Genomic DNA, 26360 nt, shown 5'->3' with positions numbered 1-26360 from the left:
CAAACAGTGAAGATAGAGGTAGTGGCGCTGGGAACGGCTGACCGGCAATCAAACTGACTCATCTTCGATGGTGTCCCGTGAAGGACGCGTCGCCGCCCCAACGCCACTACTCCCGCAAGGGAGAGGCCAGACCAGGCGGGGATGTGACTTCATAGGACCCTGCTCAGAGTGCCCCGTCACTGTTGTGTCCGCCCGGCCCGGTTTGGTCATCCAACACAACGAAGTGAATGGAGACACCACCATCATGACCACCAGCTCCCTCGCGCGTCAACCAGAAGTCATCATCGGGGTTGATGCGCACAAGAACACCCACCACGCGGTGATCATCACCGACACTGGAAACCGAATTGCAGACCAAGAATTCCCTGCAAATACTCACGGCTATGCCGACATGCTCTCCTGGGCTCACGACCACGGCACTATTCAGGCGTTTGGGGTGGAATCCACCGGCTCCTACGCTGCTGGCCTCGCAAGATTCCTCATCGATCACCAGGTCGAGGTGCGAGAAGTGAACACCCCGCACGCACACACAAAAGCCAGAGTGGGAAAGGACGACGCTATCGACGCTGAGGCTGCCGCTCGAAAAGTGCTTGCTGGTGTCGCGAGCGCTATACCGAAACGAACCGATAGCGTCATCGAGTCGATTCGGTTCCTCACGCTCACGCGTGATTCCGCGGTGAAAGCTCGTACCGCAGCGATCGTGCAACTACAGGACATCCTCGTTACCGCGCCAGCGAACCTTCGAGAAAACGTGCCCTCTGGCGGCCTGGCTGCAGCACGTCACTGCCGAAAGTTCCGTATCGACCGCGCACGCCTCAACGATCCCGTTCAAGCTGTGAAGCTCGCGTTGCGCACCCTCGCGGCGCGTATCGCTGATCTTGACGCAGAGATCACCGAACTCGAACGCTCACTCACCACACTGGTGCACGCTACTGCACCAACGCTCGTATCCCGAGTCGGGATTGGGGCCATTCATGCGGCCCAGCTGCTTATCACCGTGGGCGAGAACGTTGAACGGTTCCGCAGCGAAGCAGCATTTGCGAGGCTGTGCGGGACCGCCCCAGTGCCAGTGTCTTCTGGCAAGAGCCATCGGATGCGGCTCCACCGAGGCGGGGACCGGAAAGCAAACCGTGCGCTGCATATGATCGCAGTGGTAAGGCTCCGATATGACGCCCGAACGGTCGACTATATGCAGCGCAGGCTCGCTGAGGGACTCTCCAAGAAAGACGTACTGAGGTGTTTGAAGCGGTTCATCGCACGTGAGGTGTTCAACGATCTCAGGAACGACCTAATCGCGGCTTGACATCTATAGGACCGTCCTTCAGCAGACCCAATGGGACAGCGACGGCCCTCCGAATGTGAACCCTCGCCGAGTTTCCGGGCAGACACCGGGCATCCGGCGGAGAGATCCACGAGCCGCCACCCGACCCGGTTCACAGCCACTGCCACCGTTCTAGGGCTTGGCCTGTTTCGTCTACCGGCCCGTCATGCAAGACCCCGTTCGCTGATCAACGGAGTAGTCGTCGAGTCAAAACCACCGGCTCTCAGAAACGCTCGGGAGCACAGGCGCACTACAGGAACTGAACATTCCGGCTGAGGACTTTGGGTCATTGAAACTTCGAGACTCAAGGCTCGAGAATCAAGGCTCGTGACTCGTGACTCGTGACTTCGAGACTTCGAGACTTCGAGACTTTGGTTCCATCGCACCATCGCTCCATCGCTCCATCGCTCCATCGCTCCATCGCTCCATGGTGCGCGAGCTTCCGAGATCAAGATGCGAGACCCTAGGCTGGCGGAATGTGGAATGGGCCCTCAGTAATGACAATCGAGCAGGGGCTTGCGCTGCTGCTCGACAGCGACCGAATGGCTGCAAACGCAACTGCACCTGCACCCGCAACCGCAACTGCACCTGCACCCGCAACCGCAACCGCAACTGGGCACCCAGCCCTCCGCGCCGACCCCAGCTCGCCTTCATGGCCCGACTACGACCCACTCGTTTGGGACGCACTGGTGGCCGCCCACGAGCTACTCGGCCCCGACTACCAATACCTGTCAACGATGGCCGAGGTACGCGACGCACAGGTCGACAGGCTTTCCCGCAAGGACCTGTCCACGCTCCTCACCGTCATGGTGCGCGGGGAGCGATTCTCCACCGGTCACCTCATCAAGTTCATCGAGGACGGTCGCCTACAACAGGCCCTCGCGGCCGCCCTCGGGTTCCTCGCACAGCCGGAGTAGCAGCGCCCGTCATCCGGCAACCGCCAGATGACGCCCTAGGCGTCCCGAATCGCAACCCCGAGATCCGGATGATCGACAAAAATTCCATCAACCCCTGAAGCCAGGATCATCTCAAATTCAGACTGCCACTTGCCCCAGTCGGCAGGCCGCAACGATGACTGAAATCTCACGTTGAGGTACCGGTTCTCGGGCCGCAGCGTCCAGGTAAACACCCGCAACCCTCGGGCATGCGCACGCTCAACGAGATCCGTGGGCCCGGTCGCCCGGCCCAGCGCCCCGAGCTTCAGCAGGCTTCCCTTCGCGACGCTAATGCCCTGCACACGCCCCACCAGATGGTCGAGTCCAACATCGCTCCGGTACCAGGCGTAGTTGCGTGCGGGTTCCCCCGGTTGCGGTTCATCCGCAGCCGAGCCGAACCGTTCGGTCAGATAGATGAGCGAGCCTTGCACGCCCGCACGCCGCAGCCCGTCGAGCACGCCCAGCTCGAACGACTCAATGATGAGACGGTCGGGGGTGTTGGCCCAGCCCGATCGTGAGAGCTCCTCCAGAAGCAGCTCGCCAATGTTCACGCCGATCGACTCGTAGAAGGCAGCGTGCTTGATCTCAATGACCGCCCGCAGCACCCGGTCCAGCCGCTTCGACTCGTCGTCAATAATCGCGAGCACATCGCTCAGCCGCAGAATCGGCTGTTGGCCATCAAACGCGACGTTGTCGGGCCGCAACTTCGACAACCGTTCGCGGCACCGCAGCGTCGACAGCTCCGCCCACGTCAGGTCCTCGGTAAACCAGCCAGTGTACTTCTTGCCGTCGACGACCTTCGTCGTCCGCAAATGCGCGAACTCCGGTCGCTTGGCGATGTCGGTAGTTCCCGAAATCTCGTTCTCGTGCCGCACGACGAGCACGCCATCCTTCGACACCACGATGTCAGGTTCGACCGCGTCGACACCGAGGTCAAATGCCAATCGATACGACGCTTCAGAGTGCTCAGGCCGATATCCGGGAGCGCCTCGGTGCCCGATGACGAGCGGGCGATCCGGCGTACGATCCGGCGTGCGATCGGTCGTGCTGTGCATGAACAATAGCCTAGGGCAGCGACCTGCTCGATTACGCCCAAATGCGTGCATCCCCCAACCTGCTAAATCACAGCCGTGACAAAGCAGAGTTTCGATAAGCTGGGCCTATATGTACGCGAGGAAAGGATTCCCCACGCATGAGCAACCCCGCTCTCAGTAAGAACCCCGCACTCAACGGTAAGTCCCTTACCGCTGATGAGCTGCGCCGTATCTACGATCAGCCGGCAGCGCAGACGCAGCGACCCGGCGTCGATCCGGGAGCACCCGTCGACGCGATGGGCGCTCAGCAGCCGCCCGTCATCACGCCCTCCGACAAACCGATGACCTATGAGAACACGATCTCGAAGACCGTTGCGCTCTTCCTCATCGTCCTCGCGTTTGCTGCCGTTGGCTGGTTCATGCCGATCCTGATGATCCCGGGTGCGATCGTGGGCCTTGTGCTGGGCCTCGTGAACTCCTTCAAGAAGGAGCCGAGCGTACCGCTCATCATCGGCTACGCCGTCGCTCAGGGCCTGTTCCTCGGTGGCCTCTCGGGCACCTTTGAGAACCTGTACCCCGGCATCGTCTCGCAGGCCATCATCGCCACCTTCTCGGTGTTCGGTGTGACCCTGTTGCTGTTCCGCAGCGGCAAGGTGCGCACGAGCCCCAAAATGACCAAGATCGTGCTGATCGCAATGGTCGGCTACCTGGTCTTCTCACTCATCAACGTCGGCATCATGATGTTCGGCGGCGCAAACGGTAACCCTTGGGGCCTGCGCGGAAGCGTTGAGATCTTCGGCATCCCACTCGGCGTCGTCATCGGACTGCTCGCAGTCTTCCTCGCCGCATACTCGCTCGTCATGGACTTCGAGCTGATTCAGAACGGTGTGCGTAACCGCGTCCCCGAGAAGTGGGGCTGGTCTGCAGCGTTCGGTCTGATGGTCACGCTGATCTGGCTCTACGTCGAGATCCTGCGTATCCTCGCGATCCTGCGAGGCAGCGACTAAGTCGCCAGCTGTCCGGGTGATTCCGGATCAACGGGTGTGGCCCGGCGGATTCCCGCCGGGCCACACCCGTTTTTGCGTTCAATGAGGAACTCCCCAGCTATGGGCGCCCAGCTAGGAACAGCCCAGCAAGCGGCTCGCCTCCGCAAACCCCTCGAGGAATCGATCACTGTCGCGACGATGCGCCAGTGAAGTGCTTAGGGGTTGTGAGTGTGACGCGTGAGACTCCCGCACGGCCTGCCCCTCGCCGCGGAGCGGTTCCTCCGCATCGAAGACGAGCGGGGGCCGAATCTTGAGCACGTTCTCGTACGTGCCCGAGGCACTCACCAGAATGCGCCGGTCTCTCAGGTGGTTCACCATGGCGAGCGCCGCAGCGGGGTCGGGGGTCGCCCCACCGTCGGGGGCAACGTACTCGACCGACAGGAACAGCCCCGCCCCACGCACCTCGGCCACCCGGGATGCACCGCCCGCACGCTCCAGGTCAGCTGCAATGCTGCGCAGCCCGGTCGCCAAGCGGTGACCAGTGTGCGCCGCATGCTCAAGCAGCCCGCGCTGCTCGATCTCGTCGAGCACGGCCGTCGCCGCGGCAATGCTCACCGGGTTACCGCCGAACGTGTTGAAGTACCGCACCTCGCTGCCGAACGCGTCGAACACCTCCGGCGACCCCACAACTCCCGCAATCGGGAGCCCGTTACCCATCGGCTTGCCCAGCACCACCAGGTCCGGTACGAACCCGTGGCGCGTGTATCCCCACCAGTCACCCGTGCGACCGAACCCGGGCTGCACTTCATCGGCGATGTATAAGCCGCCAGCCTCGTGCGCGACCTGCGCGGCCTGAGCCAGGAAGCCAGCGGGTTCGAGCCGTAGCCCATCACTCGACAGTACCGAGTCAACGATTATGCCGGCAAAGGGGATCCCCTGAGCCGCGAAGTTCGCGATCGCTGACCGCACCTGCGCGACAAACTCAGCAGCGCTCGCGGGACCGCGCACCGAGTCCGGGGCATCCACCAGAGCCGTACGCGCCGGAATGGAGTTGCCCGGCCCCAGGCTAGGGGTGAGCTCCGCGACCGATGCCGTCGTACCGTGGTAAGCGTTTCGCGTGACGATGATCCCTTCGCCGCCTGTGACTCTGCGAGCCATGCGCACCGCCAAGTCGACGGCCTCGCTGCCCGTGCAGGTGAACATCACTTGCGACAGCGTGGGCGAGAACTTCGCCGTGAGCCGTTCGGCATACTCGACGATTTCGTCGGTGAGGTACCGGGTGTGGGTGTTGAGCGTGCCGAGCTGCCGGGCAACCGCATCTTGCACGCGGGCGTTACTGTGCCCTACGGCTGGCACATTGTTGTAGGCATCAAGGTAGTCGTTACCCTGCGCATCGAAGAGGTGCGCTCCCGAGCCCCGCATCAGATGCAGCGGCTCGCGATAGAACAAGCGATACGGTTTGCCCAGCACGCGCTCACGGCGCGAGATAAGCTCGCGGGCGGCGGGCGGCAGCTCGCCGGCGCGATCCGGATCAAACCCATTCACCATTGCGGATCGCACCCCGGTAGTATCTCGCTGCGTCAAATCGCCACCTCTTCGTGTGCCCCAGTCGTCGTAGATATTGGTCACCAATATACGTGAGATTCGCGCTATAGTCACCATATTGGCGATCAAAGCAGACCGCGTGCGGGTTGCAACACACCTATGGAGACGACATGATTTCGCTCACCCTGACCCCGCAGCAAGCGGCTCCCCTGCTCGAAGCGACCCACGGCATCACCCTTGATCGCCCGCTGTCAGCACTCGGGAGCGAGCTGGCAAGCACCTTTCACGGCGTAACGTCGGGTAGATCGATTGCGGTCAAGATGCAGGCTTCGTCTGCACGCGAGTTGACCGTGCAGACTTGGCGCGCGGAAGTGGCAGCCCACCTGGCCGCCCTCGGGCAACCCGTGCCCCAGATACTCCGCGCGCGCGATGGCGGGCTCGTCGGTGCCGCCTCACACGGGAGCGAAATGGTCGCGATCACGGTCTCGGAGTGGATCGACGCCGCCCCCTACGGAGAAATAGGCGCCTCGCTCGATGAGGAAGCGTTCGCGGGCGAACTCGGAGCCGCCGCCGCTCACCTGCAGCAGGCGCTGGAATCGGCTCCCCGCCCACCGCACGACATTCAGCACGCCTGGGCCGCGCACACCATGTCGACCGTCATAGCGGCCCATCTGCCCCGGGTCACCGACCCAGAGGCCCGGCAGCTAGCGGAGTCGGGGCTCGCGCTGCTTGGCACGCAGGTAGAACCATTTACGGCAGCCCTGCCCCGATCACTCGTGCACCAGGATCTGCACGATTCAAACGTGCTCGCACACCCCTCAGGCACAATCGCCGCGGTGATCGACTTTGATGACATGCTCGTCGGCTGGCGCGTCGCCGAGCCGGCCATTGCCGCCGCATACCTCGCGCGTCATGCCGCAGATCCGGTGCGCGTAGTCGAGGCCGTTGCCGCGGCCTGGGCGGACATCGTGCCGTTCACGCCCGCGGAGCGAGCCGTATACCCCGCCCTCGTGCGCGCCCGGCTGGCGCTCAACGCCACAATCTGGAACGCACGCCAGGGCTGCGACCGCGACGAGTACGCACGCATGCGCGCGGACGGCACCGCGCGCACGTTTAGAGCGTTGGCCGGCGCCGCTCAGGTGTCGGCATGAGCACACCGTCGGCCGTAGCCGCAGCGCTGCGCGCCCAGATCCTCGCCCTGGACATCGCTCCGGGCACCCCCCTGCGCGAGGTGGCGCTCTCGGCCGAGCACGGCTGCTCTCGCCGCACCGCCCGGGAGGCACTCCAGGAGCTGGCCCGCGAGCGCCTGGTAATTCACGAACCCAACCGGGGTGCCTCCGTGCGGGTGTTCACCGCAGCAGATATTCGCGATCTCTATTTGGTGCGCCGCACGCTCGAGGGGCAGGGGGCGGCCGCATGCCACACCGCACCGGCAAGCCGTCTTCGCGCAGTCGCCGACGCCTGCGACCGGCTTGCGACCGCGGCCCAAGCAGATCAGGACAGCGCGGCCCACGCCCTCGCCGATCTGCGGTTTCACGCCTCGGTGGTCGCGCTGATTGGCAGCGACAGAATTGACCGCATGTTCGAGCAGATCTCGACGGAGATGGCGTTCGCGATCCGGCTCATCCTGCAGCGGGAGACTGCCGATCGCGTGCCCGTCGACGCGGTGATCGCGGATCACATAAGCATCAGAGACGCCGTGCTCGCTCGAGATCCGATCGCAGCCCAGCGTGCGGTACATGCGCACATCGACGACTACGAGCCGCAGCTCCTGCGGCTCGTATCGGCGGCATGAACGACCGCCCGCATAAACAGACGCAGCCCGGCCGAGGCCGGGCTGCGTAGTTGAGGCTATGCCTCGGGTCGGAGGACTACTCCCACTCGATGGTCCCGGGCGGCTTCGACGTCACGTCGAGCACCACGCGGTTAACCTCGGGCACCTGGTTCGTGATCTTGTTCGAGATGCGAGCAAGCACGTCGTAGGGCACGCGGGTCCAGTCGGCGGTCATCGCGTCCTCGCTCGAGACGGGGCGCAGTACGATCGGGTGACCGTAAGTACGGCCATCGCCCTGCACGCCTACCGAGCGTACGTCAGCGAGCAGCACAACGGGGCACTGCCAGATCGTCTGGTCCAGGCCAGCAGCGGTGAGCTCGGCACGGGCGATCGCGTCAGCCTCGCGCAGAATGTCGAGACGCTCGCGCGTGATCTCGCCCACGATGCGAATACCCAGGCCGGGGCCGGGGAACGGCTGGCGGCCGACGATTTCCTCGGGAATCCCGAGCTCACGGCCGATCTCGCGTACCTCGTCCTTGAACAGCAGGCGCAGCGGCTCGATGAGCTCGAAGTCGAGATCGTCGGGCAGGCCGCCCACGTTGTGGTGCGACTTGATGTTCGCGGTACCGGATCCGCCGCCCGACTCAACGACGTCGGGGTACAGCGTGCCCTGCACGAGGAACTTCACTTCTTCGCCCGAGGCGCGTGCCTCCTCGACGAGGTCAAGCTGCACCTTCTCGAACGTGCGAATGAACTCACGGCCGATGATCTTGCGCTTGGTCTCGGGGTCAGAGACGCCCTCGAGGTGGCCCAGGAACGTGTCAGCGGCGTCAACGGTGATGAGGCGCACACCGGTCGAGGCGACATAGTCGCGCTCGACCTGCTCGCGCTCGCCCTTGCGCAGCAGACCGTGGTCCACAAACACGGCGGTGAGCTGGTCACTGATCGCAGCGTGCACGAGTGCGGTCGACACTGCCGAATCCACGCCTCCCGACATTGCCGAGATGACGCGGGCGTTGCCGACCTGCTCGCGAATGCGTTCGATCTGCTCAGCAATAACATTGCCCGCGTTCCAGTCGGCCGAGAGACCCGCGACGTTACGCAGGAAGTTCTCGATGACGTTCTGGCCGTACTCGGAATTCTTGACCTCGGGGTGCCACTGCACGCCGTAGAGCTTCTTCGCGGGCGAACCGAACGCGGCCACGGGCGTGACCGAGGTCGACGCGAGCACGTCAAATCCCTCGGGGGCCTGCTGCACTGCGTCGCCGTGGCTCATCCATACGCTCTGCTCAGCGGGCTGGCCGCCAAGAATCGCGCCGCCGTCGCCGGTCACGGTCGCCTCGGTGGCACCGTACTCGCGGTCGCCCGTGTTACCCACGGTGCCGCCGAGCGCACGCGCCATGACCTGGAAGCCGTAGCAAATGCCGAGCATGGGCACGCCCATGTCGAAGATCGCAGTATCTAACTCGGGAGCACCCTCTGCGTACACCGACGACGGACCACCCGAGAGCACAATGCCCACGGGCTGCTTCTCAGCCATTTCAGCTGCCGAGATCGTGTGCGGTACGACTTCTGAGTAGACCCCAGCTTCGCGCACCCGGCGGGCGATCAGCTGCGCGTACTGCGCACCAAAATCAACCACGAGCACGGGGCGCTGCGCGGTCCCTGTTTGTTCTGCCATGCTGGCCTTTCGCTTGGAGGTAAGAAAAGTCTAGTTTGAGCCCGCTGGCGCCGGCTCGTGTGCGTCAAGATACGTGTTCACTTCACGCACGATCTTGGCTTCGAGGAAAAACGACATGAAGGGAATCACGCCGCCCAGTGCGAGCAGCAGAAACTTCGCGAAGTTCCAGCGCATGGGGCTCCACACCATGAAGTTGCTCACGAGGTACACCACGTAGAACCAGCCGTGGGCGATCAGAATCGCTTTGAACAGGTCGAAGCCCGCGCCGGTGAAGTCTGCCTCGATGCCCTCGGGAGCGATCGGCACAAATTCTGCGAATCCGTTCGGCGTGAACAGAAACAGCTGCACGTGGAAGGCGTACTTCATCACCATGACCGCGCACAGCAGCAGCAGCATGACGCCGGTGATGACCGAGGTCACTTTGTAAAACGAGAGCGCCTTGCGAATGCGAGGAAAATCGGCGGGCTTGGGCTGCAACTGCATGGTGACTATTCTACCGTTCGGTTTCAAGGTGTGCTGCGGGTGATTGCGCACCAGCAGCCTTCGATACTTCGTCCCCGGAGGCACCATCGCTCGAGGCATCCTCGCCCGGGGCCGCTGCGGCCTCAGCGAGAAGATTCTTCATTTCGTGTTCCTTCTCCCAGGCGTCGCGCGCAAGCCGATACCAGAAGAACACCGCGAAACCAGCAAACACGAGCCACTCGATCGCGTAGAACACGTTGAGCCAGTTCACGGCGCTGACGGGCAGCGGTGCCACCGAGTCAATCTGTTCGAGGCCCAGCGTTGCAAGCGGCGTGGCGGTGCCAGCGGCCTCGTGCATCACGAGGAATCCTGAGTACACCGGGCCATCGGCCGACTGCCAAATGTTCGCGAGGTGCGCCGGTGTCATTGCGCCAAGCGACTGCGGGTCCAGGTGCGCCGCGGGAATATTCGGTGCCTCGGCTGGCATGTATCGGCCTTCGAGCTGAGATCCGTCGATCAGTTCCGGATCGCGCGCGAGCTGATCGGCGACATCCTGTGCCGCGGCCACCGTGGGAGCCCAGCCGATCGCCACGGCGAGGTGAGCGCCCGGCTCGGCGTTGGGACCCGCAGTGACGAGGTTGCCCACGACCCACGCGCCCTCTTCGCCGCCATTGATGCGCTTGCCCACAACCACGAAGTCTTCGGGGACAAATTCGCCCCCGGCGAGCACGACGACGGCAGCGCCGTCCTCCGTGACTCCCATGGTCGCCGAGGCAACATCGACGAGCGGCTGAGGCGTTTCAGTGTCCACCTTTTCCTGCGCCTGCGACTGCACGGCAAAGCCGGCCTGCCACTGGGCGAGCGCTGCGAAACCTGCTGCCACAGCAAGCGCGAGCAGCAGAGCTAGGATCCACCGGGGACGGCGCATGACCTTGGCGAGCGTGGGCTCGCCAAGGTACTCCGGGCGTTTCGAGCCCGACATGCCGGATTAACGCTCGGCGTGGACGATGCCCACGCGCTGGAACTCCTTGAGCTCCGAGTATCCCGTGGTGGCCATTGCGCGACGCAGCGCACCCATGAGGTTTGAGTTGCCGTCTGCGAGGTGCGAGGGGCCATTCACGATCTCTGCGAGGGGTGCCACCTGACCGACCTTGACGCGGCGACCGCGCGGCAGATCTTCGTGGTGCGCTTCCTGACCCCAGTGCCAGCCCTGTCCGGGCGCGTCAGAGGCCTTTGCGAGGGTCGAGCCGAGCATCACGGCGTCTGCACCACAGGCCATGGCCTTGATGATGTCGCCCGACGTGCCGAGGCCGCCGTCTGCGATGACGTGCACGTAACGGCCGCCCGACTCGTCGAGGTAGTCCAAACGAGCGCCCGCGACATCGGCGATCGCCGTAGCCATTGGTGCGCGAATGCCGAGCGTCACGCGGGTGGTGGAGGACGCGCCGCCGCCGAACCCGACGAGCACGCCGGCTGCGCCGGTGCGCATGAGGTGCAGGGCCGACTGGTAGGTTGCGGCGCCACCGACGATGACGGGCACGTCAAGCTCGTAGATGAACTGCTTCAGGTTGAGAGGCTCGCGGCCACCCTCTGCGACGTGCTCGGCCGAAACCGTGTTGCCGCGAATCACGAAGAGGTCGACGCCAGCGTTCACGACGGTGTCAGTGAACTCTGCGGTGCGGTGCGGTGACAGTGCACCGGCCACCGTCACTCCTGCATCGCGCATCTGACCCAGGCGATCGCGAATCAGCTCGGGAAGAATGGGCGCGGCGTACAGCTCGCGCATGCGGTCGACAGCCTCGCGCTCGTCCTCGATACGCGAAAGCTCAGCGAGCAGCGGCTCGGGGTTGTCGTGACGGGTCCACAGGCCCTCAAGGTTCAGCACGCCGAGGCCACCGAGGCGGCCCAGCGAGATCGCCTGGTCGGGCGACATCACCGAGTCCATCGGGGCGCCAAGCACCGGAATGTCGAAGTTGAACGCGTCAATCGACCATGCGGTCGAGACGAGCTCTGGGTCACGGGTGCGCCTGGTCGGCACGACTCCGATCTCATCGAAGGTGTATACGCGACGTGCGCGCTTTCCGCGGCCGATCTCGATCTCGTTGCTCACGCCTCCAGTCTACCCGGCTGAGCCTGCACGCCTCCGCAACGCCCCGGATCCGGATCGAACCGGGCCCGAAACGACGATGGGCCCGGGGGAAGAATCCCCCGGGCCCCCGGTGTCTCGCGAACGAATTACTTGTAGTTCGGAGCCTCAACAACCATCTGCACGTCGTGCGGGTGGCTCTCCTTGAGACCTGCAGGCGTGATGCGCACGAAGTTGCCACGCTCCTTCAGATCGATGATGGTGCGTGCACCGACGTAGAACATCGACTGGCGCAGTCCACCGATCATCTGGTGTGCAACCGCACCGACGGGACCACGGTAGGCAACCTGGCCCTCGATGCCCTCAGCGATGAGCTTCTCGTCGCTGGGCACGTCGGCCTGGAAGTAACGGTCCTTCGAGTACGAGGTGCGCTCACCGCGGGTCTGGAGCGCGCCGAGCGAGCCCATGCCGCGGTAGTTCTTGTACTGCTTGCCGCCAGCGAAGACGAGGTCGCCGGGGCTCTCGTCGGTGCCTGCGAACAGCGAGCCCATCATGACCGACGATGCGCCAGCAACGAGTGCCTTCGCAATGTCGCCCGAGTACTGCAGTCCACCATCGGCAATCACGGGAACACCCGCGGGGGTTGCCGCCTTGGCTGCCTCGAACACCGCGGTGACCTGGGGCACACCCACGCCAGCAATCACGCGAGTGGTGCAGATCGAGCCGGGGCCCACGCCCACCTTGACGGCGTCTGCGCCAGCCTCGACGATCGCCTTCGCACCCGCGTAGGTTGCGACGTTGCCGCCGATGATATCGACCCCGTTGAAGGCGCTGTCGGCCTTAAACTTGGCGATGATCTCGAGCACACCCTTGCTGTCTCCGTTGGCGGTGTCGACAACGATCACGTCAACGCCAGCATCGACCAGCTGGCCCGCGCGCTTCCACGCGTCACCAAAGAAGCCCACAGCCGCACCAACGCGCAGGCGGCCCGCGTCGTCCTTCGTGGCGAGCGGGTACTGCTCTTCCTTGTCGAAGTCCTTGACCGTGATGAGTCCGGTGAGCTTACCGTTGCCGTCCATGAGGGGCAGCTTCTCGATCTTGTGCTCGCTGAAGATGGCCTGGGCCGCGTCGCGCGAGATACCCGCGGGAGCGGTGATCAGCGGCATGCGGGTCATTGCCTCAGACACGCGTACCTGCGAGCGGTCCTTGGGCTCGATGAAGCGCATGTCACGGTTCGTGATGATGCCGAGCAGCACCCCGTTGGGGTCGACTACGGGCAGGCCCGATACGCGGTACTCGCCGCACAAAGCGTCGACCTCTGCCACCGTCGCGTCGAGCGTCGTGGTCACGGGGTTCGTGATCATGCCAGCTTCGCTGCGCTTGACCCGGTCGACCATCTCGGCCTGATCCTGGATCGAAAGGTTGCGGTGCAGAATGCCGAGGCCACCGTTGCGCGCCATGGCTACTGCCATGCGGGTCTCGGTGACTGTGTCCATCGCGGCCGAGATCAACGGGATGTTGAGTCGGATGCGGCGGGTGAGCTGAGTGGACGTATCCGCCTCGCTCGGAATGACATCGGTGTGCGCAGGCAAGAGCAGCACGTCGTCGTAAGTTAGTCCGGTGAATGCGAAGGGATCACGCTGTTCCATGGCACCTCATCTGTCGTGTAGTGAAGTTTTCGGGGCGATCGGAGCCACTGATTGGGGCCCGAGCCGTCGTACTAGTCTAACGGCACCGAGATGGGACCGGTCTCTGCCTGCGGCGAACGGCGCAGCTGGGCCACCATCTCTGAGATCAGAATCACGAGTGCAATCCAAACGGCCACGAACCCGATCCAGCGTGTCGCAGATACCTCCTCGTGCATCACAAAGAATCCGTACAAGAATCCGAGAATCGGCGTGAGGAACTGAATGAACCCGAGGTAGGACAGCGGGAGCCGTCGCGAGGCCTCACCAAACAGGATCAACGGGATCGCGGTGGCGACGCCGCTGACCAGCACGAGCGTCGCGATACCCGGGCCGTGCGAGAACGCCCCGATGCCGATCACGTTGGCCACGATGATCATCTGCACGACGCCGATCGGCACCGATACGAGTGTTTCAACGGTGAGACCGGTCACACCATCAACGGCCTCGCCCGCGTGCTTGTGGACTGCACCGTAGAGTCCGAAGGAGACGGCCAGACCGATTGCGATCCACGGGAAGCTGCCGTAGCCCACGGCAGCGATGACAACTCCGACCAGGGCGATTCCCACGGCGATCCACTGCGGTCGCGTGAGTTTCTCGCCGCGCACGACCACACCGATGAGAATCGTGAAGAGCGGGTTAATGAAGTAGCCGAGCGCTGTCTCGATCACGTTGCCGGTCATCACGCCGATGACAAACAGCTGCCAGTTCAGGTAGAGCAGCAGCGACGAAAGCGAGAACCAGCCCAGCAGCCTTGGGGTCTTCAAGATGGTCATCACCTGCGACCAGCGCCGCATCAGCGTCACCAGCAGGACACAGAACAGCAGCGTCATGCTGACGCGCCACGGCACTACCTCGAGGGGGTTGACCATCGCGATCAACCCGAAGTACATCGGGAAGGTTCCCCACACCAGATACGCGGCTACGCCGTACCCCAGACCTGCACGAAAGCGTTTCACTGCCCCAGTGTATCTGTCAGATGAGACCTGCCCGTTCAACGAAATCAGGCCCCTCGCCGAGTGGCGGAGGGGCCTGATCTGTGCGCGTTGAAACGCGAACGCTAGTTAGCGCGAAACGACTGCGAGGATGTCGCGCGCCGAGAGTACGAGGAACTCTTCGCCGCCGTACTTGACCTCGGTGCCGCCGAACTTCGAGTAGATGACAACGTCACCCACGGCGACGTCGAGGGGAATGCGGGTGCCGCTGTCAGAGACGCGACCGGGGCCTACTGCCACGACCTCGCCCTCCTGGGGCTTCTCCTTCGCGCTGTCGGGAATGACGAGACCCGAAGCAGTGGTCTGCTCGGCCTCGACCTGCTTGATAACGATACGATCCTCGAGCGGCTTGATGGCGACCGACACGGTTGACCCCTTTTCCGATGGCTGAAGTGTTCGCGCGCTCGCCCAGTGCGTGCGCGCCCTCCCCAGAGTCTAGGGCTCAATTTGGCACTCGTGCAAGAGGAGTGCCAATGCCCGGCCCTGGTATCGCGCACAGCGAACGGAAAAAAGCGCGCACGCCTAGACTAAACAAGTACGGATTCGCGGGTTCTCCGCTCCGTCGATCGACACCGCACGCACCATTGAGGAGTCCCATGTCAACGCCGCACACCCCCGAACCCCAGCCGAACGCGCAGCAGCAGGCGCAACAGCAAGCCCATGCCCAGCAGCAGGCGTTGCAGGCGCAACAGGCTCAGCAGGCTCAGCAGGCTCAGCAGCAGCACGCACAGGCTCAGCAAGCTCAGCAGCAGGCACAGCAGGCGCAGCAAGCTCAGCAGCAGGCGCAGCAGCAGCAGGCACAGCAGGCCGCCTACCAGCAGCAGGCACCTCAGCAGCCCATGTACGCGCAGCAGCAGGCACAGCAGGCGCAGCAGCACGCACAGCGCCCCGCGCAGCCCGTACAGCCGTCTCAGGTGACAACGCTGGGTGGCACGAACACGTTTGCCCTCCTCGCCATCTTCTTCGCGTTCATTTCCCCCATCGCGGGCATCATCTTTGGCCACATGGGTCTGAGCCAGATCAAGCGCACGGGTGATGCAGGCCGCGGCATTGGCCTCACCGGCCTGATCATCAGCTACGCAGCGCTTGTCTTTGTTGCCCTGTTCATGTTTGCCTACGCATTCATGATCTTCGCGCTGATCGGCACGATGGGGTCTGCCTTCAACGATTACACCCTGTCCTAAGCCAGGAATGACCGAACGACAGTCCCCTCCCACCTCAGCTGCTCCGGGTTGGGAGGATCTCCTTTCAGCCCCGGGCTTGGAGTTGCTCGCCGAGGTCGGCGAGCAACTCCAAGCGGGCGGCACCGACTCCGGGCAGATCAATGCGCGCCTGCGCAAACGAGGCATAGACCCCTCGCTCATCGCCGCTGTACTCACTCAGGCTGAGCTCCGGATCAAGGCACGGGGCAAGTTTGGCGAGCTCGCCAATGGGCTGTTGTTTACTCAGGCTGGCCTCGAACAGGCCACCCGATCCCACGTGGCGCGGCTCCACGCGACGCGGTTTGCCCAGGCCGGATGCTCACGCGTCGCCGACCTGGGGTGCGGGATCGGAGCGGAGTCACTCGCGCTCTTGGAGGCGGGCGTCACGCCACACGCGGTCGAACTCGATCCGTTCACAGCCCGACTTGCGGCACACAATCTCGGGGTGTTGGCTGCGCGTCTGGGTGTCGCGGCCCCGGGCGTCTCACACGCGGACGCGGAATCGGCAGATATCACCGGCTGCGATGGGGCCTTTCTCGATCCGGCTCGTCGCACAGCTGGCCATCGGGACACCCGTCGCGTGGCGTCGCCCGATGACTACTCGCCCTCACTGACTTTTGCCTTCGACACTGCCCGCGCGTTTCCCACGGGGGTCAAGCTCGGGCCCGGGCTTGACCGCGACCTCATTCCTGATGACGCAGAGGCGCAGTGGATCTCGGTTGATGGCCAGGTCGTTGAGACCGGCCTGTGGTTTGGCGCCGTAGCGCGCCCCGGCATCAAGCGAGCCGCGCTCGTGCTTCGCGGCTCCGAGGCGTTCGAACTGACTGCTCCCGCAGATTCAGAGGATGCCCCCGAGCGTGAGCTCGGCGAGTACCTGTACGAGCCCGACGGCGCGGTCATTCGCGCGCGACTAATCGGAGACCTCGCGCGCACGCTCAACGCGGGCATGCTGAGCGACAAGATCGCGTATCTCACCTCGGACACACATACGCCGACGCCCTTCGCCCACGCGTTTCGCGTGCTCGAGCGGCTGCCCGCGAAGGAGAAGGAGCTGCGGCGCGCCTTGGCAACGCGAGATATCGGCACGCTCGAGATCAAGAAGCGCGGCGTGGACGTGGACCCGGCAGCCCTGCGCAAGCGGTTGAAACTCAAGGGCAAAGGCAGCGCGACCGTGTTTCTCACGCGCGATGCACAGGGCGACCACATCGCCCTACTCGCGGAGCGCTGCTAACGACGCAGCTGATCCGCTCACCTCGGATCCCCGCACAACAGAGCCCCGCAGAATCTGAGATTCTGCGGGGCTCTACTTTTGCACCGCGTGCTGCGGCGCGAGAGGCTTAGTACTGGTCGATTTCTACGCTCGAGCAGGGCACGAGCTGGCCCATGACCTCAACACTTGCAGTCGGGTCGCCAATGCAAGCCTCGTACACGTTGAGTCCCAGGCTCATGGCCCCCACGAGGGCAATAATGCCGAGAATCCAACCGATCGTACCGAGGGCACCGATCACGATGCCGATGATGCCGGGAATGTTCTTGGCGCCGGCCTTCTTCGACTGGATCACCGCGATGATGCTCAGGATCAGGCCAACGAATGAAACCAGGAACGCGAGCACGAGGCCCACAATGCCCAGCGTCTTGCCGGGCACGGCTGCGGGGGCCGCGTAGCCGCCAGCGCCGTAGGCCGGGGCCTGTGGAGCTTGCTGTGCCTGGGGAGCAACGGGCTCGGCGCGGTAGGCCGGGGCTTCCGGAGCGGCCGGGCTGACGGGAGCCGCCGGCACCGCGGACACCTCGGGTGTCACCGGGCTGACGGGATTAACCGGTTCGCCCGATGCAGGCTGTACGGGCTCGTTCGGGGGCAGGTTGTCAGACACGTTGTCCTCCTCTAGTCAACTGCGGGGTTCCGCGGTTCGTGAGTTTCAGGTTACCGTGCCGACCGCCTAACCGGTCAGGTTACAGGACTTGAATCTCGGTCACCGGGAGTGTCGAGTCCGCCCCAAATCCGAGGCCCGACGGCCCGTGCCCCGCGGCCATGAGCTGCGCGCCGAGCGACGCGATCATCGCGCCGTTGTCGGTGCAGAGCGACAGCGGCGGCACGCGCAGTTCGACGCCGGCGGCCGTCGCGCGCTCCGCAGCGACCTCGCGCAGCCGCGCATTGGCAACCACGCCGCCGCCGAGCAGCAGGCGTGGCACACCCAGGTCGGCGCAGGCGGCGAGCGCCTTCGTGAGCAGCACGTCGACTACGGCCTCCCTAAAGCTTGCCGCGACATCGGCGACGGGAATCTCGGCGCCCGTGTCGCGCTGCTTCTCAACCCACCGGGCCACCGAGGTTTTGAGCCCCGAGAATGAGAAATCGTAGCGATGCCGTTCGAGGTCCTTCGGGTGGGTGAGCCCGCGAGGAAACCGGATCGCCTGCGGGTTGCCAGTCTCGGCAGCGAGGTCGATGTGCGGCCCGCCCGGATAGGGCATGCCGAGCAGCCGGGCGACCTTGTCGAAGGCCTCACCCGCGGCGTCGTCGATGGTCTCTCCGAGCATCTCGACGTCGCCCACCAGGTCGCGCACGAGCAGCAGCGAGGTGTGCCCTCCTGACACCAGCAGTGCGATGGTGGGAAGCTCGAGATCGCCCACGGAGCCTACGGCGGGGCGCAGCCCCTCTCCCTGCAGTAGGTCGGCCCCCACGTGTCCCACGAGGTGGTTCACGGCGTACAGCGGCTTGTTGAGCGAAACGGCGAGAGCTTTGGCAGCGGCCACGCCCACCATGAGTGCGCCCGCGAGGCCCGGCCCGCTCGTCACCGCAATTGCGTCGAGATCCTGGAGCCGCACCCCTGCGTCAGCCACGGCGCGCTCGATGGTCGGGCGCATGGCCTCGAGGTGCGCGCGGGCCGCGACCTCGGGCACGACACCGCCGTAGCGCGCGTGCTCGTCCATCGATGACGCGATCGTGTTCGCAAGTAGGGTACGTCCCCGCACGATGCCCACGCCGGTTTCGTCGCAGCTCGTCTCAATGCCCAGCACCAGGGGCTCAGCAACAGTCACGCTAGATCCTTCATTTGCAGCTTCATGACGATCGCGTCGACGTCGTCGGGTTGGTAGTAGCGCGGCCGTACGCCGATTTCGGCGAACGACAGGCTTTCGTACAGTGATCGGGCGACGGGATTGTCGGCGCGCACCTCAAGGAACAGCTCACGCACGCCCTGTTCGCGGGCCCTGGCAATGAGGGCTTCAATGAGCCGTCGTCCGTGCCCGCCCCCGCGTTGAGCAGGCGCCACGGCAATGGTCTGCACGTCACCCTCGGTGCCCACCGCGAGCAGCCCGGCGTAGCCCTGCACAGCCCCCTCTTCGTCGACCAGCACGAGGTAACTGCGGTGCGGCCCCGAGAGTTCCTCCGCCACCATCGGACGGCTCCACGCCTCGGCCGCGAACACGGCGGATTCGATCGCCCAGACGGCGTCGAGGTCGTCTGCCGTCGCGGGCCGAATCTGCAGGGCGGCAGCGCTCACGCGCTCACCCGCTTCTGCGTCGTTGGCTTCGCAACGTCTGGCTCGCGCAGGTAGAGCGCCTGATCGCCAGCAAACTCGATGCCCGCGGCGATCCGGCGCGCAGCAAGCCGCACGAGTGCCGAGGCATCGATCGTGACGGGCCACTCTTCTCCGGGCACGGCCTCGTAGCCTTCGCGCGCGACGAGCCGCGGCCCGTTCGAGAGCTCGGGAATACCTGCCCAGTTGAGGCTCGCGTAGTCAGACACGAACAGTTCCTTGCGACGCGCGTCGGTGACGACGCGCGTGCCAGCCGCCGCGCCCCGCTCGAGCGTGCCGAGGGCCACCGCCTCGTGGCTGTGTAGCCCATACAGCGGAGCCTCACGACCGGTGGCGAAGGCCTGCGCCGCCGCGATACCCACGCGCAAGCCGGTGAAGGGGCCCGGGCCCATTCCTGCAATCACGCCGTCGACTCGGCCAGCGGCGACGCCGCTCTCGCTGAACACCAGCGCGAGCAGCGTGCCGATCGCCTCGGCGTGGCCGCGAGGATTCTCGCTCGCCACCGCCCACACCCAGCCGTCGCACCCGAGCGCAACGCTCGTGCCGATGGACGTGTCGATCGCGAGCAGGCAGCGCCCACCCAACTCGGGGGCGTCGCCTACCGTGACGGCGTAGTCCACGCTCATGAGAGAATCCCTCCGGCCCATCGGGGCCCGTGCCCCGTGAGCGTCATTCGTCGCGCCTCAACCAGCGCTTCTGACCAATCCTCGGCCGCTGCCCCCGTGGGCTCGGCCGCTTCGTCCCCGCGATCCGCATCGGGATCCGGATCAGCTCCCGCGCCGGTCGGGCGCTCAATCTCAATTTCGATCCAGGAGCCGGTGGGTTCGAGCACACCGGCACCCCACTCTGCGACCACAACCGACGCCTCGAAGTCGAGGTCGAGATCTTCGAGCTCGTCTGAGTTTGCGAGCCGGTAGGCGTCGACGTGCACGAGTGGCGCGCCGCCGACGAGCGACGGGTGCGTGCGGGCGATCACGAAGGTGGGGCTCTGCACGGGGCCGCGGACGCCGAGGCCCTCACCAATGCCACGGGTGAGCGTGGTCTTCCCAGCGCCGAGCGGACCGGTCAGGATCAGCAGGTCTCCCGCGGCCAGCACCCGTCCGAGGCGCACCCCCACATCGTGCATCTCGTCGGGCGAGGCCGCTTCGATGTGTTCAATCTTCGTCACGCTGCATCCGCTCCCGCCGCAAGCCGCAGCACGCGCGGCCCAATACTCGCGATGATTTCGTAATTGATGGTGCGCATCAGCCCGGCCCAGATCTCGACGGCGGGGAATCCGCGCTCGGGGTCGCCGAACAAGACGACCTCGTCGCCGAGGCTGAGCCGGCCCGCGAGCGGGCCCACATCGACGATGAACTGGTCCATGCCGATGCGACCCACGATCGGCCGCGGCTCCCCCGCGATCGAGACCCAGGCCCCCGAGCCATTGAGCGCGCGCGGCATGCCGTCGGCGTAGCCCATGGGCACGAGGGCGAGGGTCGTCGCAGTCTCGCACACGTGATTAAAGCCGTACGAAACGCCTGTGCCAGCGGGCACCCCGCGCAGCGCGACGATCTCCGAGCGCAGCGTCATCGCGGGGATCAGCCCCAGCTGCGCCGAGGTCTTGTCGGCGAGCGGGCTGAGGCCGTAGGCCACAACACCCACACGCACGGCCGAATAGTGCAGATGCGGCGACTTGAGCGTCGCAGCGCTCGCAGCGAGGTGGGTCAACTCGGGGTCGACGCCCTTCTCCTGCAGCAGCGCGATGGCCGCGTCGAACTCGGCAGCCTGCGCCCGGTCGCCTTGGTCGCCAGCGTTGGCGAGGTGGCTGAAGATTCCGCGCACGTGCACGATGCCCGCACGGTGCAGTTCGGCGGCCCGTGTGAACAGGACGTCCCATTCGGAGCGGCAGGCACCGTTACGGCTCAACCCGGTGTCGACCTTGAGCTGCGCTACGGCGGTTTTGCCCGCCCGTTGCGCGGCGGCCGCGAGCTTCTCAAGCTGCGCGAGGTTACTCACCCCGATCTCGATGTCTTCGGCGACGGCCGGGGCGAAGTCAACCCGGGCCCCGTGCAGCCAGCACAGAATGGGGCCCGCGATGCCGGCCTCCCGCAGCGCGAGTGCCTCTTCCAGATCGGCGGTGGCGACCATGTCAGCGCCGCCCTCGATTGCGGCTTGAGCCGCGATCGCTGCGCCGTGGCCATACCCGTTGGCCTTCACCACGACGATGACGACCCCACCCGTCAGCTCACGAATGTGGCCGACATTGTGGCGAATCGCTGCCGTCGAAATCTCGGCGACTCGCATTGATCCGGTTCTCATAGCTACCTCGAATCGCTGTTGTCGTGGGCACTGGGGTCTTGAGCCCTGGGGCCTTGAGCCCTGGGGTCCTGCGACCCAGAAAACGCCGTGCCGCGCGCCTCGACCACCACGAACGCCGTCGCGATGCCAGCGTCGTGGGTGAGTGACACGTGCACGTGGTCGCCTCCTCGCGCCTCCAGCGCGAGAACGAGCGCCGGGGTCAGCGTGAAGCACGGCACACGTGCGTCGCCGCGCAGCACCTCCAGGTCCTGCCAGCTGATGCCGTCGGATCCCCCGAGCGCCTTGATGAGCGCCTCCTTGGCCGCGAACCGCGCACCGAGCGACGCGATCGAGAGCTCACGCTCGGGCACAGTGAACAGTCGGGCGAGGAGCGCGGGGGTGCGCGCGAGCTGGCGCTCGAAGCGCCCGAGGTCAACAGTGTCGACCCCGATCCCGACGATCAACGCCGGCCCACTCGCACGCATCCCATGACGCTACTCGACGGTTACTGACTTGGCGAGGTTGCGCGGCTGGTCAACGTCGAGCCCCTTGACGGTCGACAGCTCGAGGGCAAACCACTGCAGCGGAATCACCTGGAGTACCGGGTCAAACAGCGGGTCGCTGAGCGGCAGACGAATCACGTCGTCTGCGAACGGCAGCACCGCGGTGTCACCCTTCTCCACGATCGCGATGACGCGAGCACCGCGGGCACGAATCTCCTGGATGTTTGACACCACCTTCGAGTGCATCAGCGGTGACGTGCGCGGGCTCGGCACGAGCACAAACACGGGCTGGCCGTGGTCGATCAGTGCGATCGGGCCGTGCTTGAGCTCGCCCGCGGCGAAGCCCTCAGCGTGAATGTAGGCGATCTCTTTGAGCTTCAGCGCACCCTCGAGCGCAACCGGGTAACCCACGTGGCGACCCAGGAAGAGCACCGATCGGGTGTCTGCCATCCAGTGCGCCAGCTGCGCGATCTGATCGTGCGTGGCGACGGCCTCGCGCACCTTCTCGGGGAGCTCTTCGAGCTGCTCGACCGCCGCAGCGCCGACCTCGGCCGATAGCGTGCCGCGCACGCGCCCCAGGTGCAGGCCCACGAGGTAGAGCGCGGTGATCTGCGCCACGAATGCCTTCGTCGAAGCGACGGCCACCTCGGGTCCGGCGTGCGTGTACACGGCCGCGTCGGATTCGCGGGGAATCGTGGCGCTCTGGGTGTTGCACACCGACACGGTCGTCACGCCGCGCTCGATGGCGTACTTGACGGCCATGAGCGTATCCATGGTCTCACCCGACTGGCTCACCGAGATCACCATCGTGCGGTCGCTGAGTACCGGATCGCGGTAGCGGAACTCGTGACTCAGCTGCACCTCGACGGGAATGCGGGCCCACTGCTCGATTGCATACGCGCCCACCTGGCCCGCGTACGACGCGGTGCCGCAGGCAATGATCACGATGCGGTCGATGCCGCGCAGGCGATCATCGCCCAGCTCGGTGAGCTCGGGGATCTCCACCTGGCCATTCTCGATGCGGCCCCGGATCGTGTTGGCTACGGCCTCGGGCTGCTCGTTGATCTCCTTGGCCATGAATGAGGACCAGCCGCCCTTGTCTGCGGCCTCGGCGTCCCACTCGACTTCGTACTCGGTGAACTCCACCGGGTTGCCGTCGAAGTCGGTGATGCGCACCTCGTCGGCGGTAATGACAGCAATATTGTCTTCATCTACAGCAACGGCGCGTCGCGTCGATGATACGAACGCCGCGACGTCTGATCCGAGGAAGTTCTCGCCCTCGCCAAGGCCCACGACGAGCGGTGAGTGATGGCGGGCGGCCACGACCTTGCCGGGCTCACTCTGGTGCGTTGCGAGCAACGTGAAGGTTCCCTGCAGGCGCCGGACGATGCCGCGGAAGGCTGTCTCGAGGTCACCGACGCGGGCGTACTCGAGCCCCAGAAGCCCGGCGACCACCTCTGAGTCGGTCTCGCTTGCGAGCGACACGCCGCCCGCAAGAACTTCGTCCTTCAGTTCGCTGAAGTTCTCAACGATGCCGTTGTGAATCAAGGCGAGTTTTCCGTTGTCGCCGAGATGGGGGTGTGCGTTGACATCGCTCGGGCCACCGTGCGTGGCCCAGCGGGTGTGACCGATTCCGGTACCACCCGACGGTAACGGGTCGTCTTCGAGAAGCTCAATAAGGCGCGCGAGCTTACCCGAGCGCTTACGCACGGCGACTGCGCCCGCGTCATCAATCACGGCGATACCCGCCGAATCGTAACCGCGGTACTCCAGACGACGTAGACCATTCAACAGCACTTCGACCGTTTCATTCGGGCCGACATATCCGACGATTCCACACATGGGTGCCATTTTAGTGGCACGATGGATGCACAATGTCCGAGAACAGCTCGCAAGCGCTTAGCACTGATACTCAAGCGCTCATTAGACCCGAATTCACCTCCCCCTTCGACGAGATCGGCCGCGATGAGTGGGCCCGCCTTGCCGGAGAGACTCAGTCACCCCTCACGGAGGAAGAACTCGCCGCATTTCGTGGACTCGGAGAACCGCTTGACCTGGAAGAGGTGGCAGAGATTTACCTGCCCCTCAGCCGGCTCATCAACCAGTACGCGATTGCCGCGCGCGACATGCATCGGCGCACCCGCGGCTTTCTCCACCGCGAGAACGATCGGCAAAGCCCGTTTGTGATTGGCATCGCCGGATCGGTCGCCGCCGGTAAGTCAACGGTGGCCCGCATCTTGCGCGATCTGCTCGCTCGCTGGCCCGAGACTCCCAATGTTCAGCTCGTCACCACCGACGGCTTTTTGTACCCCAATGCCGAACTCGAGCGCCGCGGAATCTCTCACCGCAAGGGATTTCCCGAGTCCTACGACCGTCGCGCACTGCTGCGTTTCGTGTCCCAGGTCAAGGCCGGCGTCGATGAGGTCGTGGCCCCGCATTACAGTCACCTGATCTACGACATCGTGCCGAACGAGGTCACCGTGGTGCGTCACCCAGACATCCTCATCGTCGAGGGCCTCAACGTCCTGCAGCCCCCGTCAATGGGACACCCCATCGCGGTGAGCGATCTGTTCGACTTCTCGATCTACGTCGACGCGCGCACGACCGATATTTGGCGCTGGTACCGGCACCGATTCCTCAAGCTACGTGAGACCGCGTTCTCAAACCCCAACTCGTACTTTCGCCGGTTCGCAGACCTCGACGATGAGACCGCGATCTCGCTCGCTGACGATTTCTGGACGAAAATCAACGAGCCCAACCTGATCGACAACATTCGGCCGACGCGCGCCCGCGCCAGCCTCGTGCTGCGCAAGGCGGCGGATCACCGCGTGCACAGCGTGCTCCTGCGCAAGCTCTGACGCTCGCGACAGGCTTACGCACAAACAAGTAGAGGGCGCTCCCTGGGGAGCGCCCTCTACTTGTTTGTGCGGTGCGTACCGCGATCCGGGTCAGCAATGCGCGAACGCGATGCGATTTAGATCGCGAGCCGCTCCTTGACGATCGCGGCGAGATCGTTGGCAAGCTGGTGAGCCTGATCCTCGAACTCGGCCTCGACCATCACGCGCACGACGGGCTCAGTGCCTGACGGGCGCAGCAGCACCCGGCCCTTACCCGCGAGCGCGATCTCAGCCTGCGTGACGGCCTGCTGAAGCATTTCGTCTCCAGCGACACCTGCACGGTCGACGCCACGCACGTTCACGAGCACCTGCGGGTAAACCTGCATGCACTCCGCGAGCTGCGCGAGGGTCTTGCCCGAGCGCTTCACCTCAGCGGCGATATGGAGCCCCGTGAGGATCCCGTCACCGGTGGTGGCGTGTTCGCTCATGATGACGTGACCCGACTGCTCACCGCCGAGGGAGTACCCCCCCGCATTGATGGCCTCGAGCACGTAGCGGTCGCCCACTCCGGTCTCGACAATGTCGATTCCGTTGTTGGCCATCGCGAGCTTGAGACCCAGGTTCGACATCACGGTAGCAACGAGCGTGTTCTTCTCGAGCTTGCCGCGTGCCATCATCGACAGCGCAATGATGGCCATGATCTTGTCGCCGTCAACTACGTTGCCGTCGCCGTCTACCGCGAGGCAGCGATCTGCGTCGCCGTCGTGAGCGATGCCGAGGTCGGCGCCCGTCTCGCGAACAGCGGCCTGCAGTGGCTCAAGATACGTCGAGCCGACGCCGTCATTGATGTTGAAGCCGTCGGGATCGTTACCGATGACCGTTACCCTCGCACCAGCGTCAGTGAAGACGTCGGGCGAAATACCGGCGGCCGCGCCGTGGGCGCAGTCGAGCACCACGTGCAGCCCCTCGAGAGACAAACCCTCGAGAGTACCGAGCAGGTGCACGAGGTAGCGATCCTCGGCGTCAGCGAAGCGGCGAATGCGGCCGACCTCGCGGCCGGTCACCGCGGTCACGGGCCCGCTCATGGCGGCCTCGATCTGGTCCTCGACCTCGTCGGGCAGCTTGCGCCCGCCCTCGGCGAAGAATTTGATCCCGTTGTCGGCAGCCGGGTTGTGCGACGCAGACACCATGACACCAAAATCGGCGTCGGTGTCAGCGACGAGATACGCCGCCGCGGGAGTGGGGATGACCCCGGCATCGAGCACGTCGACGCCCGCCGCAGCGAGCCCCGCCGAGACCGCGGCCGAGATGAACTCGCCGCTGACGCGCGGGTCACGCGCGACAACGGCGATAGCACGACGGCTCTCGCCTCGGGCATTTCGCCCGAGCACGAGAGCCGCTGCGTGTGCGAGGTTCAGGGCCAGCTCGGCGGTCACATCGACCCCGGCTAGACCCCGAACCCCATCCGTGCCAAACAGGCGTCCCATATCTGGGCTCCTGG

General features: G+C 65.0%; 26 protein-coding genes. 8 read left to right on the top strand and 18 right to left on the bottom strand.

The window, feature by feature from the left end; genetic code table 11:
- The first annotated feature begins 244 nt into the window (after nt 1-244).
- Both C795_RS0108990 and C795_RS16625 read left to right on the top strand, forming a co-directional pair.
- Nucleotides 245-1303: an IS110 family RNA-guided transposase gene (locus C795_RS0108990; RefSeq protein WP_017791760.1), complete on the top strand. Its 1059-nt coding sequence runs from the start codon at nt 245-247 to the stop codon at nt 1301-1303.
- A gap of 515 nt (nt 1304-1818) precedes the next feature.
- Complete coding sequence (locus C795_RS16625) at nt 1819-2238, top strand: DUF6508 domain-containing protein (protein ID WP_017793423.1); 420 nt, start codon at nt 1819-1821, stop codon at nt 2236-2238.
- 35 nt (nt 2239-2273) lie between these two features.
- Here the strand turns inward: C795_RS16625 and C795_RS0108980 are convergent, their stop codons facing one another.
- The gene (locus tag C795_RS0108980) at nt 2274-3311 is read right to left on the bottom strand and encodes a glycerophosphodiester phosphodiesterase family protein (RefSeq protein ID WP_017793422.1); all 1038 of its coding nucleotides are present in this window, start codon (nt 3309-3311) and stop codon (nt 2274-2276) included.
- 137 nt (nt 3312-3448) lie between these two features.
- Here C795_RS0108980 and C795_RS0108975 point away from each other — a divergent pair, with 137 nt between their 5' ends.
- Nucleotides 3449-4297, top strand: coding sequence for a Bax inhibitor-1/YccA family protein (locus C795_RS0108975; protein WP_017793421.1), 849 nt, complete (start codon nt 3449-3451; stop codon nt 4295-4297).
- A gap of 111 nt (nt 4298-4408) precedes the next feature.
- Here C795_RS0108975 and C795_RS15665 read toward each other — a convergent pair whose 3' ends face one another.
- A complete protein-coding gene (locus tag C795_RS15665; protein WP_232225462.1) occupies nt 4409-5860 on the bottom strand; it encodes an aspartate aminotransferase family protein in 1452 nt (483 codons plus the stop codon).
- A 131-nt stretch (nt 5861-5991) separates the two neighbouring features.
- On the opposite strand from C795_RS15665, the gene C795_RS0108965 reads away from it, so the two are divergent.
- Complete coding sequence (locus tag C795_RS0108965) at nt 5992-6972, top strand: phosphotransferase enzyme family protein (RefSeq protein ID WP_017793419.1); 981 nt, start codon at nt 5992-5994, stop codon at nt 6970-6972.
- Nucleotides 6969-7616 carry a GntR family transcriptional regulator gene (locus C795_RS15660; RefSeq protein ID WP_017793418.1) on the top strand — a complete coding sequence of 216 codons (648 nt, stop codon included), beginning with the start codon at nt 6969-6971 and terminating at the stop codon, nt 7614-7616. Before C795_RS0108965 ends, C795_RS15660 begins: the two co-directional genes overlap by 4 nt.
- 76 nt (nt 7617-7692) lie before the next feature.
- On the opposite strand, the gene guaA is transcribed toward C795_RS15660, so the two are convergent.
- The 7 genes from guaA to groES form a co-directional block, all read right to left on the bottom strand.
- Complete coding sequence (guaA, locus tag C795_RS0108955) at nt 7693-9276, bottom strand: glutamine-hydrolyzing GMP synthase (protein WP_017793417.1); 1584 nt, start codon at nt 9274-9276, stop codon at nt 7693-7695.
- 30 nt (nt 9277-9306) lie between these two features.
- Nucleotides 9307-9759, bottom strand: coding sequence for a DUF3817 domain-containing protein (locus C795_RS15655; protein ID WP_017793416.1), 453 nt, complete (start codon nt 9757-9759; stop codon nt 9307-9309).
- Between the two features lie 10 nt (nt 9760-9769).
- Entirely contained in the window at nt 9770-10720 is a 951-nt protein-coding gene (locus C795_RS15650) for an SURF1 family cytochrome oxidase biogenesis protein (RefSeq protein WP_017793415.1), read from the bottom strand.
- 6 nt (nt 10721-10726) lie between these two features.
- Complete coding sequence (locus tag C795_RS0108940) at nt 10727-11848, bottom strand: GuaB3 family IMP dehydrogenase-related protein (protein WP_017793414.1); 1122 nt, start codon at nt 11846-11848, stop codon at nt 10727-10729.
- A 125-nt stretch (nt 11849-11973) separates the two neighbouring features.
- A complete protein-coding gene (guaB, locus tag C795_RS0108935) occupies nt 11974-13473 on the bottom strand; it encodes an IMP dehydrogenase (protein WP_017793413.1) in 1500 nt (499 codons plus the stop codon).
- A gap of 71 nt (nt 13474-13544) precedes the next feature.
- Nucleotides 13545-14468, bottom strand: a complete 924-nt coding sequence (gene rarD / locus C795_RS0108930) for an EamA family transporter RarD (protein WP_026139564.1) — start codon at nt 14466-14468, stop codon at nt 13545-13547.
- Nucleotides 14469-14573: 105 nt separating this feature from the next.
- The gene (gene groES / locus C795_RS0108925) at nt 14574-14870 is read right to left on the bottom strand and encodes a co-chaperone GroES (RefSeq protein ID WP_017793411.1); all 297 of its coding nucleotides are present in this window, start codon (nt 14868-14870) and stop codon (nt 14574-14576) included.
- A gap of 230 nt (nt 14871-15100) precedes the next feature.
- Between groES and C795_RS17560 the strand changes: the two genes are divergently transcribed.
- Complete coding sequence (locus C795_RS17560; RefSeq protein ID WP_232225461.1) at nt 15101-15688, top strand: DUF4190 domain-containing protein; 588 nt, start codon at nt 15101-15103, stop codon at nt 15686-15688.
- Nucleotides 15689-15695: 7 nt separating this feature from the next.
- Nucleotides 15696-16937: a class I SAM-dependent methyltransferase gene (locus C795_RS15640; RefSeq protein ID WP_051053781.1), complete on the top strand. Its 1242-nt coding sequence runs from the start codon at nt 15696-15698 to the stop codon at nt 16935-16937.
- Between the two features lie 106 nt (nt 16938-17043).
- On the opposite strand, the gene C795_RS0108905 is transcribed toward C795_RS15640, so the two are convergent.
- The 8 genes from C795_RS0108905 to glmS all read right to left on the bottom strand — a co-directional run bounded on the left by C795_RS0108905 (nt 17044) and on the right by glmS (nt 23864).
- Nucleotides 17044-17577 carry a hypothetical protein gene (locus tag C795_RS0108905; protein ID WP_017793407.1) on the bottom strand — a complete coding sequence of 178 codons (534 nt, stop codon included), beginning with the start codon at nt 17575-17577 and terminating at the stop codon, nt 17044-17046.
- A gap of 79 nt (nt 17578-17656) precedes the next feature.
- Complete coding sequence (gene tsaD / locus C795_RS0108900) at nt 17657-18739, bottom strand: tRNA (adenosine(37)-N6)-threonylcarbamoyltransferase complex transferase subunit TsaD (RefSeq protein WP_017793406.1); 1083 nt, start codon at nt 18737-18739, stop codon at nt 17657-17659.
- Entirely contained in the window at nt 18736-19203 is a 468-nt protein-coding gene (gene rimI / locus C795_RS0108895) for a ribosomal protein S18-alanine N-acetyltransferase (RefSeq protein ID WP_017793405.1), read from the bottom strand. The genes tsaD and rimI overlap by 4 nt, the downstream gene beginning before the upstream one ends.
- Nucleotides 19200-19865 carry a tRNA (adenosine(37)-N6)-threonylcarbamoyltransferase complex dimerization subunit type 1 TsaB gene (gene tsaB, locus C795_RS0108890; RefSeq protein WP_017793404.1) on the bottom strand — a complete coding sequence of 222 codons (666 nt, stop codon included), beginning with the start codon at nt 19863-19865 and terminating at the stop codon, nt 19200-19202. The genes rimI and tsaB overlap by 4 nt, the downstream gene beginning before the upstream one ends.
- Nucleotides 19862-20365 carry a tRNA (adenosine(37)-N6)-threonylcarbamoyltransferase complex ATPase subunit type 1 TsaE gene (gene tsaE, locus C795_RS0108885; RefSeq protein ID WP_051053789.1) on the bottom strand — a complete coding sequence of 168 codons (504 nt, stop codon included), beginning with the start codon at nt 20363-20365 and terminating at the stop codon, nt 19862-19864. The genes tsaB and tsaE overlap by 4 nt, the downstream gene beginning before the upstream one ends.
- 38 nt (nt 20366-20403) lie before the next feature.
- Complete coding sequence (alr, locus tag C795_RS0108880; RefSeq protein ID WP_033349387.1) at nt 20404-21540, bottom strand: alanine racemase; 1137 nt, start codon at nt 21538-21540, stop codon at nt 20404-20406.
- Between the two features lie 2 nt (nt 21541-21542).
- Nucleotides 21543-22004 carry a holo-ACP synthase gene (locus C795_RS15635; RefSeq protein ID WP_017793401.1) on the bottom strand — a complete coding sequence of 154 codons (462 nt, stop codon included), beginning with the start codon at nt 22002-22004 and terminating at the stop codon, nt 21543-21545.
- Between the two features lie 9 nt (nt 22005-22013).
- Complete coding sequence (glmS, locus tag C795_RS0108870; protein WP_017793400.1) at nt 22014-23864, bottom strand: glutamine--fructose-6-phosphate transaminase (isomerizing); 1851 nt, start codon at nt 23862-23864, stop codon at nt 22014-22016.
- Between the two features lie 32 nt (nt 23865-23896).
- On the opposite strand from glmS, the gene coaA reads away from it, so the two are divergent.
- Complete coding sequence (gene coaA / locus C795_RS0108865; RefSeq protein WP_017793399.1) at nt 23897-24880, top strand: type I pantothenate kinase; 984 nt, start codon at nt 23897-23899, stop codon at nt 24878-24880.
- A 116-nt stretch (nt 24881-24996) separates the two neighbouring features.
- On the opposite strand, the gene glmM is transcribed toward coaA, so the two are convergent.
- Nucleotides 24997-26346 (bottom strand): phosphoglucosamine mutase, encoded by a 1350-nt coding sequence (gene glmM, locus C795_RS0108860; RefSeq protein ID WP_017793398.1) that lies wholly within the window; start codon nt 26344-26346, stop codon nt 24997-24999.
- Nucleotides 26347-26360: the final 14 nt, after the last annotated feature.

This window comes from Leucobacter salsicius M1-8, from assembly GCF_000350525.1.
GTDB classification, from domain to species: domain Bacteria; phylum Actinomycetota; class Actinomycetes; order Actinomycetales; family Microbacteriaceae; genus Leucobacter; species Leucobacter salsicius.
This window is presented reverse-complemented; position numbering and strand designations above follow the sequence as displayed.

Coding starts and splice junctions, on each gene's coding strand:
- C795_RS15655 (WP_017793416.1), bottom strand. CDS start 9,759: ATGCAGTTGCAGCCCAAGCCCGCCGATTTTCCTCGCATTCGCAAGGCG.
- guaB (WP_017793413.1), bottom strand. CDS start 13,473: ATGGAACAGCGTGATCCCTTCGCATTCACCGGACTAACTTACGACGAC.
- coaA (WP_017793399.1), top strand. CDS start 23,897: ATGTCCGAGAACAGCTCGCAAGCGCTTAGCACTGATACTCAAGCGCTC.
- glmS (WP_017793400.1), bottom strand. CDS start 23,864: ATGTGTGGAATCGTCGGATATGTCGGCCCGAATGAAACGGTCGAAGTG.
- C795_RS15660 (WP_017793418.1), top strand. CDS start 6,969: ATGAGCACACCGTCGGCCGTAGCCGCAGCGCTGCGCGCCCAGATCCTC.
- C795_RS16625 (WP_017793423.1), top strand. CDS start 1,819: ATGACAATCGAGCAGGGGCTTGCGCTGCTGCTCGACAGCGACCGAATG.
- tsaE (WP_051053789.1), bottom strand. CDS start 20,365: ATGCACGATGTGGGGGTGCGCCTCGGACGGGTGCTGGCCGCGGGAGAC.
- C795_RS0108965 (WP_017793419.1), top strand. CDS start 5,992: ATGATTTCGCTCACCCTGACCCCGCAGCAAGCGGCTCCCCTGCTCGAA.
- glmM (WP_017793398.1), bottom strand. CDS start 26,346: ATGGGACGCCTGTTTGGCACGGATGGGGTTCGGGGTCTAGCCGGGGTC.
- C795_RS15640 (WP_051053781.1), top strand. CDS start 15,696: ATGACCGAACGACAGTCCCCTCCCACCTCAGCTGCTCCGGGTTGGGAG.
- C795_RS17560 (WP_232225461.1), top strand. CDS start 15,101: ATGTCAACGCCGCACACCCCCGAACCCCAGCCGAACGCGCAGCAGCAG.
- tsaB (WP_017793404.1), bottom strand. CDS start 19,865: ATGAGCGTGGACTACGCCGTCACGGTAGGCGACGCCCCCGAGTTGGGT.
- C795_RS0108980 (WP_017793422.1), bottom strand. CDS start 3,311: ATGCACAGCACGACCGATCGCACGCCGGATCGTACGCCGGATCGCCCG.
- C795_RS15650 (WP_017793415.1), bottom strand. CDS start 10,720: ATGTCGGGCTCGAAACGCCCGGAGTACCTTGGCGAGCCCACGCTCGCC.
- C795_RS0108975 (WP_017793421.1), top strand. CDS start 3,449: ATGAGCAACCCCGCTCTCAGTAAGAACCCCGCACTCAACGGTAAGTCC.
- C795_RS15635 (WP_017793401.1), bottom strand. CDS start 22,004: ATGCGTGCGAGTGGGCCGGCGTTGATCGTCGGGATCGGGGTCGACACT.
- C795_RS0108990 (WP_017791760.1), top strand. CDS start 245: ATGACCACCAGCTCCCTCGCGCGTCAACCAGAAGTCATCATCGGGGTT.
- alr (WP_033349387.1), bottom strand. CDS start 21,540: ATGAGAACCGGATCAATGCGAGTCGCCGAGATTTCGACGGCAGCGATT.
- guaA (WP_017793417.1), bottom strand. CDS start 9,276: ATGGCAGAACAAACAGGGACCGCGCAGCGCCCCGTGCTCGTGGTTGAT.